12 protein-coding genes are annotated in these 11,914 nt (G+C 45.8%); 1 reads left to right on the top strand and 11 read right to left on the bottom strand.

All coding sequences use genetic code 11. The annotated features are described in order from the left end of the window. Position 1: 1 nt before the first annotated feature. The 10 genes from DW743_RS13975 to DW743_RS13930 form a co-directional block, all read right to left on the bottom strand. On the bottom strand, positions 2-1,351 hold the full coding sequence (locus DW743_RS13975) for an MATE family efflux transporter (protein ID WP_117761915.1): 1,350 nt from the start codon (positions 1,349-1,351) through the stop codon (positions 2-4). Between the two features lie 139 nt (positions 1,352-1,490). Continuing rightward, on the bottom strand, positions 1,491-3,128 hold the full coding sequence (locus DW743_RS13970; RefSeq protein ID WP_117761914.1) for an extracellular solute-binding protein: 1,638 nt from the start codon (positions 3,126-3,128) through the stop codon (positions 1,491-1,493). 70 nt (positions 3,129-3,198) lie between these two features. Continuing rightward, the gene (locus DW743_RS13965; protein WP_117761913.1) at positions 3,199-4,095 is read right to left on the bottom strand and encodes a carbohydrate ABC transporter permease; all 897 of its coding nucleotides are present in this window, start codon (positions 4,093-4,095) and stop codon (positions 3,199-3,201) included. Positions 4,096-4,108: 13 nt separating this feature from the next. Continuing rightward, positions 4,109-5,065 carry an ABC transporter permease gene (locus DW743_RS13960; RefSeq protein ID WP_117761912.1) on the bottom strand — a complete coding sequence of 319 codons (957 nt, stop codon included), beginning with the start codon at positions 5,063-5,065 and terminating at the stop codon, positions 4,109-4,111. Between the two features lie 252 nt (positions 5,066-5,317). Beyond that, complete coding sequence (locus DW743_RS13955) at positions 5,318-6,091, bottom strand: response regulator transcription factor (protein WP_117761911.1); 774 nt, start codon at positions 6,089-6,091, stop codon at positions 5,318-5,320. Continuing rightward, positions 6,069-7,715 (bottom strand): sensor histidine kinase, encoded by a 1,647-nt coding sequence (locus tag DW743_RS13950; protein WP_158568575.1) that lies wholly within the window; start codon positions 7,713-7,715, stop codon positions 6,069-6,071. The genes DW743_RS13955 and DW743_RS13950 overlap by 23 nt, the downstream gene beginning before the upstream one ends. 124 nt (positions 7,716-7,839) lie before the next feature. Then, entirely contained in the window at positions 7,840-8,322 is a 483-nt protein-coding gene (gene ybaK, locus DW743_RS13945) for a Cys-tRNA(Pro) deacylase (protein ID WP_117761909.1), read from the bottom strand. 59 nt (positions 8,323-8,381) lie between these two features. Next, positions 8,382-9,257: an alanyl-tRNA editing protein gene (locus DW743_RS13940; protein WP_117761908.1), complete on the bottom strand. Its 876-nt coding sequence runs from the start codon at positions 9,255-9,257 to the stop codon at positions 8,382-8,384. A gap of 19 nt (positions 9,258-9,276) precedes the next feature. Then, the gene (locus tag DW743_RS13935; RefSeq protein ID WP_117509965.1) at positions 9,277-9,804 is read right to left on the bottom strand and encodes a cysteine hydrolase family protein; all 528 of its coding nucleotides are present in this window, start codon (positions 9,802-9,804) and stop codon (positions 9,277-9,279) included. Positions 9,805-9,831: 27 nt separating this feature from the next. Next, a complete protein-coding gene (locus DW743_RS13930) occupies positions 9,832-10,653 on the bottom strand; it encodes an alpha/beta hydrolase (RefSeq protein WP_117761907.1) in 822 nt (273 codons plus the stop codon). A 213-nt stretch (positions 10,654-10,866) separates the two neighbouring features. On the opposite strand from DW743_RS13930, the gene DW743_RS13925 reads away from it, so the two are divergent. Next, the gene (locus DW743_RS13925) at positions 10,867-11,127 is read left to right on the top strand and encodes a DUF1292 domain-containing protein (RefSeq protein ID WP_022461956.1); all 261 of its coding nucleotides are present in this window, start codon (positions 10,867-10,869) and stop codon (positions 11,125-11,127) included. Positions 11,128-11,448: 321 nt separating this feature from the next. On the opposite strand, the gene DW743_RS13920 is transcribed toward DW743_RS13925, so the two are convergent. Continuing rightward, the gene (locus DW743_RS13920) at positions 11,449-11,901 is read right to left on the bottom strand and encodes a GNAT family N-acetyltransferase (protein WP_117761906.1); all 453 of its coding nucleotides are present in this window, start codon (positions 11,899-11,901) and stop codon (positions 11,449-11,451) included. Positions 11,902-11,914 lie beyond the last annotated feature (13 nt).

Here is an 11,914-nt window from a genome sequence, read left to right as displayed (position 1 = left end):
CTCATTTTTCATTTACATTATGAATCCATTTTCCGCTCCGCAGCCGCCATTCGCTTGTAAATACTTTAATGACCTGATCACACTTCAACGTTGCATATACAGCCATCACCGGTGCTTTCACGAGAAATGCCATCACAAAGCCCATCGGCACGGTAACTCCCCACAGGAAAATCAGATCGTTTGCCATCTGGAATTTTACATCTCCGCCCCCACGGAGAAGCCCCATCATGTTCATCGACTGAAGTTCCATAAAGGGAAGAATAAATGCCATCACATACATCAGCTGCCGGCAGTATGCCATCGTTTCTCCCTTGATGTGGTAAATTCCCGGAACCAGCGGTATAGCCACCAGTGTAAGCGCACTGCATATCAGACCCATGAAAACGGCAATCCGTTGAAACGTCTTTTTCAGCGGCAGAATTTCCTCATATTTTTCTGCTCCGATGGTATTTCCGATGATGACGCATGCTGCCGCCGAGAGTCCCTGGCAGAGTACACTTGTCAGCTGTGTGACGGAACCCGCTACACTGTTCGCAGAAACAACTTCGTTGCCAAGCCTGCCCAGTACGATTGCCTGTGCAGAAACGCCGAGTCCCCAGAACATCTCATTGCAGATGACAGGAATACCGGTCGAAAAAAACACGTTTGCAAGTTTTTTGTCTACATGCAGCATTTTTTGCACGCGGATTCTGATTTTATCCTCTTTCCGATAAACATACCATACAATCAGAATGAATTCTCCGATACGCGCAGCCAGTGTTGCAATCGCCGCTCCTGTCACCCCAAGAGCCGGAAATCCCAGATGCCCCTCAATCAGAAGATAGTTTCCGGAGATATTTAAAATCAGGCTGACAATCGCAGAATACAGGCAGATATTTACCGTCCTTACAGAACGGAGAACACCTGTTGTAATATTCGTAATCGTATAAAAAAAGTACGACCACACAATAACCCTTAAATATTCACTTCCTATTCGGATGGTTTCTTCTTCCGGTGTATAGATGCTCATCACCTGTTTTGGAAATGCAATGACAACAAACATCAAAATCACGACAAACACAAGTGCTGTGCGATAGGCGTATGCCAGAACCTTATGGATCCGTTCGATATCTCCCTTTCCCCACGCCTGGGAAATCAGAACACTGGCTCCCGCCGCAATTCCCGGGACTGTCATCGCCACAAGAAAGAAAATCTGGTTCGCCTGAGATACTCCCGCCAGAGCAACTGTGCCAAGTTTTCCCACCATAACTGTGTCAACCAGGTTGACCAGAAAACCCAGCATACTCTGCAATCCAAGCGGCACCGCGATGGCAAGAATATTCTGGAAGAGCGATCTGGAATCTTTTTTCATCTTGATTTTTCCTCCATCTGACGTTCCAGCTTTTCTCAGATCACGGAACCGTCCAGTTTGACCTGCCTTTTCAGAACAGGCCGGGAAACCTGTTTTCTTTCTTCCCGGCCCGCTTTACCTTTTGCTTTTTCCTGTTTTTTTAATTTCCATCCGGACGGAACAGTTTCTCTGCTTCCTGTAATCTTGGAGTCATCCATTCTGCCAGGGAATCTACATTCATAGCATCAAGCTGATCGATGAATTCCTGATAATTCGCATCAAACTCTGCATCATCTGCGGAAAGAATGACTTTTGCTTGGCCCGTCTTGATGTAGTCTGTCATCTTATTCTCCAGAACCTTCCAGTCGCCGTCAGATTCCTTCGGAGCTGCATAAACAAACCACTCCTCATTGTCATACGTTTCACGGATTGCATCGTTACTTTCCTGATACTGCTCCGGCTGAACTGCACAACGGGACTCTGCTTCCAGAATCTTGGAACCGCCGAAGTAGAAGTTGGTATTGTACAAATCTGTGTTAGTGTTATCATCAATCGATTTCTGCCAGTCCTCGCTGAACTCTGGCAGACCTTTGTCATTTAATGTATAGTCGATACCTTCACGTCCCCACTGTGTCAGTTTCTGTCCTTCATCTGAAAACAGGAACTTCATCAGACGAATGGAGGCTTCTGGGTTCTTATTGTTTTTGGTAATAAAGGTTCCGCACCAGCCAATTTCAGAGTTGATCAGTTTATCATCCGAGAGCGGTTTCATCTGATAAATCTCTGCATCTGGCTCAATATCCTTCAGTCCTGTCAGAATATCCGAAGCAGTTCCCTGTGTATTTCCAACTCTTGCGAAGGCTTTTCCGCTGGACATTGCTGACTGTGCATCCGCAGACTCCCAGGAGAAGTTATCTGCGTTGATATAGCCTTTCTGATACAGATCGTTGCAGTATTTCAGATATTTTTTGAACGCTTCTGTTTTGGCTGTGATGGAATAGGTTCCGTCATCATTCAGTGCATAATTCTGTAAAGTACAGCCATTATATGTTTTGAATGGATCCAACGTCCAGGTTGTCACTGCAAATACAAGAGGTGTCACCTCCGGCCATTTCTGTTTGACAGCCTCAAATACATCTTCCAGTTCATCCAGATTGGTCGGCTCATCCATGCCCAGTTCATCCAGCATGTCTTTTCGATAATCGATGCTTGCAACCATCGGAACGGCCCTCGTATTCTGCCAGTCTTCATTCGAGGATGCATGAGAAAATACAAAGTAATAATGGTCATCCTGTGAGAATGCCTTTGCGTTGACGATATGAGAATTGTCCACATCCCAGTCCACGTTGTATTTTTCGATTAGCTCATCATACGAATAGCTGATATCCGGGTCGGATAAGGTATCGAGCATCTGGCTTGTGAAAACGAGATCCGGAAGTTCTCCGGAAGACGCCATAACACCGAGCTGTGTATAATCCGTTGCTTTTGTCGGCACGAGACGAATACCGGTTCGCTTTGTGATCTCATCTGGAATAACACCCGTAAAGCTTTCCGTACTGTACCAGGTATGATTTAAAAATACGGTAAGTTCAATCGGATCATCTGGATCGCCAATCATCCACGGGTTATCCGGGTCAACCGTTGTGGTTGATCCTGTTGTGCCTCCGGTTTCCGAACCGGATTTGCTGTCCGAACTCTGTCTGTCCGAACTCTGTCCGTCCGAACCACATCCTGCCATACTTCCTGCTGCCAGAATTGCTGCGAGACATGCTGCTGTGATTTTTTTCATCTCTTTCATTCGCTTTTCTCTCCTTTACTTAAAATAGATGAATCGTTATCTACACCCGTCCTGAAACAGGTCATAGTTCTTATGATTTCACTGCTCCGACTGTCATTCCGGTAACGAAATACCGTTGAAAGAACGGATAGATACAAAGAATTGGAACGACCGCCACAACCATTGCCGCAAGCTGAATGGACAGTGTTGTCGTCTTTGCAGCTGCCTGCATCGCCGCATCTGCTGCATTTCCCGAAGCACGGGAGCTGTTGATGACGGAAATCATCAGATATCCTACTGTACGAAGTCCTTTATTGTTTGGAATAAAGAATGCGGACTCATACCAAGAATTCCAGTGGCCAACCGCTGTAAAGATGGAAATCGTTGCCATCAATGGTTTACAGATGGGAAGGATAATCTTTCGGAAAATCGTGAATTCGCCTGCCCCGTCCAGCCTTGCCGACTCACGTAGTTCTTTGGGAATATCCTGGAAGAACGATACCGCGACAATCAGGTAAAACAGGCTCAGACATCCCGGTACCACGTACACCCAGAACGTATTTAACAGATGCAGAGTACGAAGCAGAATGTAATATGGAATGACTCCACCGGAAAAATACATGGCAAAAATAAAAATGCTGTAATAAACTTTTCGGAATACCAGTTCCTGAAAACTCAGGCCGTAACTTACAATCAGGGTGAAAAATACGGTCATGAAAGTTCCAAGCACCGTACGTGCCAGGGTAACCGCAAATGCCTGTCCCCACTGTCCATCGCGGAACAGCTTTGCATAATTTTCGAGTGTAAATATTCTCGGCAGCAGATAAATCCCGCCTCGCTGTGCATCCAGTCCCTCGTTGAAGGACATGATGACTGCAAGATAAAACGGGTAGATACAAATCAGAACCATGATGATCATGACAATCGCTACAAAAATATCAAATCCGATATCTCCCTTACTTCTTTTTCTTTGTTTTTTCTTTTCCATACGTTCACCTCAACTAGAATAATCCGTTTCCGGAAACTCGTTTTGATATAAAGTTGCTGATGAAAACCAGCGTTACAGAAATCACCGACTGGAACATGCCAACGGCAGTCGCGTAGGAATATCGTCCGTTAGAAAGTCCTGTTCTCATAACATATGTCTGAATGATATCCGACACTTCCATATTTCCCTGATTCCCAAGCAGATAGCACTGTTCAAAGTTGGAACCGCTGAGTCCTCCGCCGAGCAGGTTGCCGAGCGCCATAATCAGAACCACCGTGATCGTTCCTGCGATGCAGGGAAGTGTAATGTAACGTATCCGTTGTGTACGGGTTGCTCCATCCATCTCGGCTGCCTCATACAATGATGGATCGATTCCGGTAATCGCTGCGAGAAATACGATTGCCCACCAGCCAGTATCTTTCCAGATGGCCGTCAGAACCGCCATTGCAGTAAAATACTTCGGACTGGTCAGAATTTCCAGCGGCTGTTTTGTCAGATGCAGCGCCATCAGCACATTGTTGATGACTCCTGTGTCCGATGCCAGGATTCGAAGCATACCTGCTACAATAACCCAGGAAATAAAGTATGGAAGATAGCTCACTGTCTGGATAAACTTTTTCGCTGCCTTATTCCGTACCTCATTTAAAAGCACAGCAAACAAGATCGGAATGGGAAAACTGAAGATCAGCTTCAGGATACTGAGTACCAACGTGTTCCGCATCAGCTCCGGAAATTTATATTCCGTAAAAAATTCTTTGAAATATTTCAGACCCACCCATTGACTTGTAAACATTCCTTTCAGTCCGCCGGTGATCTTGTAATCTTTGAAGCCGATAATCAGCCCCACCATCGGAGCATAGTTGAAAATCAGCACGTAAACGACCCCCAGCAAAACGAACATCTGCAGATACCGTTGCTTCCAGAACACTTGCCATACACTCTCTTTGTTCTTTTTCTTCCCTTCTTTCATATTGTACCTTCTTTCTCAAATTTCCACCGCCTGTTCCGTTCCGGCTGCGGTACTTCTTTTTGATACTTAAAGAATACAGGATTTGTTTTTATTTTTACACTGTCCGATTTTTATATTTTATGTCATTTCTTGCGGTTTCCTGTCGTTTCTTCTTCTCTTTCTTGCAATTTTCACAAATCACAGCTATGTGCAAGCAGAAAAAAGCTCCGCGTCAGAATTTTTTCTCACGCGGAGCTTTTTCTTTGCATTTTTTTATTCTATTTTATTTTCTCCATTTCGAAGCTGCTGAGGAGTGATTTCAAGCTTATTTTTAATCAGCCGATACAACTGTCGTTCTGTTTTATATCCCACTTTCCCGGCAATGTCCTGCACCGAAATGGATGGCTCGTACAGCAGCATGTAAATTGCCTGCTGCAGCCGCATTTCATTTACAATTTCAAGAAATGTCGTATCCCATTCTTTTTTAAAAAGGCTGCTCAGATAACTTTCTGTTTTTCCTGTGTGCTCTGCCAGCATGGAAAGTGAAATGGCATCCTGATAATTTTCCCGGATAAACTGAACACTTCTCTGCAGTGGTCCCGGAATCTGACCTTCCTTCAAATGCGGAAAATAGCATTCATACTCCTTCAAAAGATTTGGCTCTTTCTTTCCCTCATCTTCCAATTCTCTGGCTATCCGGCAGATATCCCGTCTCAGTTCTTCCTTGTCTACCGGTTTCAACAGATAATCTGCCGCATCCAGTCGAAGGGCCCGTCTTGCATATTCAAACTTATCATAGCCGGACAAAATCATAAAATGACGACACCAGCCTTTATTCTTTGCCTTTTCAACCAGATCCAGACCGGACATGCCCGGCATTTCCACATCCGTAATCATCAGATCCACGGGATTTTCTTCCAGCAGCAGCGCCGCCTGTTCTCCGCTCATCGCCGTCTGCACTTCACAGGATAAATCCTCAATTTTCCCGATCACAGCTTTCAGCCCCATCAGAATCAGACGTTCATCATCTACGATCAGTATTTTCATTGCCGTTTCGCTCCGCCCCCTTTGGATACATATTGATTTTCAGCCGTACACGGCAGCCTTGATCCAGCGGTTCCACAAAGATACCGGAACCAAGGCCACACAGCAACTGAACGCGCTCATTGACATTATACAGTCCTACGGAAGTGCTCTCTTTTTCTTCGGTTTCCTCCGCTTTCCCGGCAAGCCGCCGATGGATCTCTTCCAGGCGCTCTGCTGTGATTCCCGTCCCGTTGTCCTCTACGTCGATAATCACATATCCATTTTCACACCATGCATGAATATGAACCCAGAGTACACGGTCCTGATAGCGGAAAGCATGCTTAAAACAGTTTTCCACCACCGGCTGCATCATACAATATGGACATTCCACTTCCGCACAGGTCGGCTCCATTTCCACCCGATACTCAAAATCGTCCCGCATTCGGTAGGAATACAATTTCAGATAATCCTCCGCATGCTGAATCTCTTTTTCCACCGTAATCATTTTCCGCTGATACGACAGGTTATAGCGAAGAATTTTCCCAAACAGATTCATCATCCTCGATGCCTTTTCATTTTCTCCGAGTTCTACCAGCATGTCAATATTTTCCAGGGTATTATACAGAAAATGCGGCTGAATCTGAGACTGCATCGCATAATAGCGGGCGTGATTTGCAAGGCGCACTTTCTGGATGACCTCTTCGTTCAGTGCATTGACACGGCTTGCGGTCTCATTATAGCTGTGGATCATCGCACCAATTTCATCCCGGCTGCCGTTTTCCTGATACAGTTCCATCTTTTTTCCTTCTGACTGCTGCATATGTTCGGAAAAACGCGTGATTCGCTTTGTGATGGAAATATAGAAAATATAATAGACAATAGAAAAAAATGCAAACAGTAGCAGCGCTGCAATCACACCATTCCACAGCGAAGAATTTCCCAGCACGGACAAATTAGGATAATAGTAATCCATTGTTACATCCAGTTTCTCCAGTTTTCTCGATGCATGATTTTGAAACACTGTGTCCTCTTCTGGTGCTTCACATAAATATATAGCTCCGTCTTTCTCGCAGACCCGCCAGGTCTGCTCTCCATACGTCAGCAACAGCAGTTCTTTGTCTCCTACAAAACGCATGGTTCCGAACAGCGTATTAAAATCGCAATCGACTTCCACATAGCCGATCCCGTGAAATCCATTCACATTATACAACTCCTGATAAATCCGACATACTATGTTCTCCTCTTCCGTTTCAAACACAAGTTGTTTAGAGGTATACTTCATCGGAAGATTCTGGTCCAGCTCCTCATTCTCCTCTGCATTTAAGACATACCGCGGATCGTTGCTTTCTTTTGTCTCACCGCGCCATACACAGATATTTGTAAAACCTGGATTGGCCGTTTTTATCTGGTCAAATGCCGGTTTTACGTATTGCAGCCACATCTGTACACCTTCTCCGGTAGTCAGATCATAGCTGCTGACGTATTGCAAAAACATGGAATTGTACTGAAACGAATTCCTGCAGTATTCCACCTGCGATGAAATATGATCAACAGCAAGGCATGCCTGTTCCAGTACTTCTGCCTTGCTTTTGTCATATTCCCCATCCAGCCTTTTTACCAGCGTGCCAACATAAAACGCCCCCATGATGGCCGCCGGAATACATAAAAGCATAATATAAAAAAACATCATTTTGCGGAACAACGGCATATCCCGCAATTTATCCCCAAATTTCTTTTTCCACCTTCTCATACGATTTTACTCGAACACGTTACTGTATAAAATCCGCATACTCCGCCCTGCTGACCTTCTTCAGGTCTTCCGGCGCCATGCACAGTGTCGTTCCGATTCGTCCTCCGCTCACGTAAACCTTGTCAAAATCTGCCGCACATTCCTGAATCACTGTCGGATACTGTTTTTTCATGCCGATCGGGCTGCAGCCGCCACGGACGTAGCCGCTGACTGCGGTAATGTCTTTCACATGGATCATCTCAATGGATTTTTCCCCTACCGCTTTTGCCGCTTTTTTCAGATCCACTTCCTCTGCAATCGGAAGAACTAATACATAATACTGTTTACTTTTTCCCTGTGCCACAAGCGTCTTAAACGACTGCTCGACCGGCGCACCGGTTTTTTCTGCAGTATGGAGACCATCGATAAATTCGTCGCATTCGTACTGAAGAACCTCGTATTTGACCTTCTGCCGGTCCAGAATACGCATTGCATTTGTTTTAATTTCTTTCTCTTTTGCCATGTTTGCTTTCTCCCTGCTTTTGCTGTCTTACATGATATGTTTCTTCACAGTCGGAAATTCTATTTTTTACCCTCCGGTGCTCCCTGCAGTGCATACAGTTCTTTTTTGAGCTGTTTAATTTCTTTTTTCATCTCAATATTTTTCTGTTTCAGCCGTACCACGGCATCTCCGGCCTCCTCCGGTTTTACGGAAAGCAGGCGGGCGATTCCAAGCGTATTCACATGCTTTAAGCAGTAATCCGCATACGCTTTTTCACCGGAAAGCATGGTCACGCGGACGCCGCCTTTGTATTTCTGGGCACTTAAGATTTTGATCAGACGGATTTCCCCTGTTTTTGCAACGTGGGTTCCGCAGCACGCACAGCTGTCGCAGCCTTCGATCGTCACAATCCGCACCTGGCCCTCGATCTCTTTTTTGCTCCGGTAATCCATGGTTTCCAGCTCTTCCTTTGACGGATAACTGATCGTAACCGGAACATTTCGAAGCACGGCTTCGTTTGCCTCCTGCTCCACATCGTAGAGCTGCTCCTCGGTCAGAACGCCGTCAAAATCAACGGTAATGACATCACTTCCCATATGGAATCCAACGTTGTTGAAACCGTAAATCCGATGCACGATACCTGACACGATATGCTCTCCGCAGTGATTCTGCATATTGGAAAAACGTTTTTCAAAGTCAAGTTTTCCAACTACCGTTTTGCCCGGCTCGAGCGGTGCTTCCACGGTATGCCAGATTTCGCCGTCGATTTCCTGTACATCCGTTACAAAAATTCCATCCAGTGTTCCCTCATCTGCCGGCTGGCCGCCGCCCTCCGGGAAAAATGCGGTCTGATCCAGCAGCACGCGGTACATGCCGCCCTCGCAGACGCTCCGTTCTACGGTTGCCTCAAATTCACCCAGGTACGCATCCTGATCAAATAATCTTGTTGTGCTCATAATTTTTCCTCTTTTCCGTCTATTCGTTTACAATGTCAATCTGGCACATTTTCATAGCTTCCAATGCATTTTTATGACTCTGCGGCGTTACGCCCGCGCACGCGGATGCATCGACAGAAATCGGCACTTCCGGATAAAATGCTTTCAGCAGCATGGCATTGGAAATCACGCAGATGTCGGTGCAGAGTCCCACGAGTTCAATGAATTCCGGCACGCCGCCTGCCAGTTTTTCGATCTCCTCCGGCAGATTTTTTGCACCGAAGGTGATTTTATTCATCACCACGGCCTGTTTTTTCTCCGCCATTTTCTGAATTGTATCCTGCAGTGCATGACCCTTCGTTCCTTCGATACAATGCTCTACCGGAAGTTTTCTGCCCTCGGACGTTTCCAGATAATCCGCAAAATGGGTATCTCTGGTGCAGATAACAGCTCCGTCAAACGAATCCATCACCTCTGCAACGCGGTCAACAATCCCGACCGCCTCTTTCGTGCCGAGACTTCCGTCGATAAAATCATTCTGCATATCTACTACAATTAATACTTTCATCTTTGTTCTCCCTTCTGGGATATTTTTTTATAAATGCTGCATCCAGCTCAGTGCCAGTGAAATCCAGCTCTGGCACTCTTCGCGTACTGCGTTCTGGTATTCATAGCTCTGTGTCTCCTCGCTTGCAAGGCCAAGGCCGTGGCCGCCGACCGGATAAATATGCATTTCTACCGGAATCTCCAGTGCATGCAGTGCAGTAAAGAACAGAATGGAGTTTTCTACCGGCACGCAGTCGTCCGGCGCGGTATGCCACAGGAAGGTCTTCGGCGTATCGAGGCTGACCTGATTCTCGAGAGACATCTCGTCTACCAGCTCATCGTACCGGTCTCCCAGCAGATTGGTGAAGGATCCGCGGTGCGCTTTCGGACCGGATGTGATAACCGAGTAGGATAACAGCAGACCGTTCGGACGAAGCTGCTCTGCGTCTACGCCAAGTTCTTCTGCAAGGAATGTTTTCTTTTTCCAGAACACACCGTACGATGCTGCCAGATGGCCGCCTGCGGAAAATCCCGCTACTACTACTTTGTTCGGATCAATATGATATTCTGCCGCATGCTCCCGCAGATGTGCAACGGTCCAGGCAAGCTGGCGGAGTGCCGTCGGATAGTGAGCTGCCGGAGCAACACTGTAATGCAGAACAACAGCGTGGTAACCGGCTCCGACAAACTTCAGCGCAATCGGCTCTGCCTCACGCTCGGACACCCATTCATAACCGCCGCCCGGGCAGATCACGATGACCGGGCGCACGCGTTCCGGAGCAATCTCACGCGAGTTGTCCAGAAAATACGTATATAATTTTGCAGTTTCTTCTGTATCTTTTACTTTGACATCTAATACCTGATAATTCATAAATTCTTCCTTTCCCCCAATTTTTCCGGGCATGGGCACGGCCACAGCCGCCAATTTTTACTCTGTTGTCATTATACCGTATCAGCGCAAAATATCAAGCGTATCGCACCAGACACTTTTTTCTTTTCAAATCCAATTGCTCATAGTATAATAAATTTATATTTGCATGTTTTTGAGCGGCAAAAATAACACATAAAGGAGTATATTGCAATTATGGATTCCAATCTTATTGTCCTTACCGATCAGGACGGAAATTCTGTCCGTTTTGAGCTTCTGGATATCGTAGAATACAAGGAGGATGAGTACGCCGTTCTCTATCCGGCCGACGGCGGCGATGACGAACCGGTACACATTCTGCGCATCATTTCCGAGAATCTCGATGTCAACGAAGCCGAGTTCGAAGGCCTCGATGACGATGAACTGATCGACACCATTTATCAGATCTTCCGCGAGCGCAACGATCTGGACGACTGATTCTGCCACGCAAAAAGAGCAGCATTTTTACCTTTCACACGTCGGTAAAATGCTGCTCTTTCTTTATTCTAATTTTTCCTCTTTCTTTGTTTCAATCCACAGTCGGTAATTTCACAGAGTCTGACATGTCAGCAAAATGCTGACTGTGGTTTGCCTCATGTCAGTGGGGGATACCGATTTCTCTCCGCCCGCCACTGCCGTTAACTTTCTTATTTGCAATTCATCTCACCACCTATAGAGGTGAGAGAATCCTTGCTATTATTTGTTGAATATTTTTCCAATATCGCAGCCAGTGGAGAGAATATCTCTTTCTGAGGGACATTACAATTTATACTGCATAAAATTTCCATTATGCACAAATCCAAAATCTGTATACAACTTAACGCCCATATCCGATGCCGTAATCTGTATTGTTCCGCATCCATATTCTTTTGCATCTTCTATCACACGGGACAGCAATTCTTTTGCAATACCTCTTCTTCGATACGCCGGATCTGTAAACATACTGGACAGTAATCCAATTCTGCCGCTCGGGCATCCAAAGTATGGAGGTTTTTCTACAAATGACATTCCACTTGTTGCGATGATGCTCTCTCCGTCAACAGCAATCCAAGATACAAAAGTACCATCCGCCATATGACGTTCATAGTAATCTTTTAACGCAGGTGCTAAATCAATTTCTTCTTTTGCCCCCTCTTCGCGAAGCTGATGGATTCTCATCTGAATGAAAAAATCCAGTTCCTTTTGGGTAAGTCTTTTATATTCGATTGCCATTTTTATTTCCTTC

The sequence above is a fragment of the Blautia sp. AM28-27 genome, from assembly GCF_003480905.1.
In the GTDB taxonomy this organism is placed as follows: domain Bacteria; phylum Bacillota; class Clostridia; order Lachnospirales; family Lachnospiraceae; genus Fusicatenibacter; species Fusicatenibacter saccharivorans.
The sequence above is the reverse complement of the archived record's forward strand: the minus strand, read 5'-3'. Positions and strand labels throughout refer to the sequence as shown.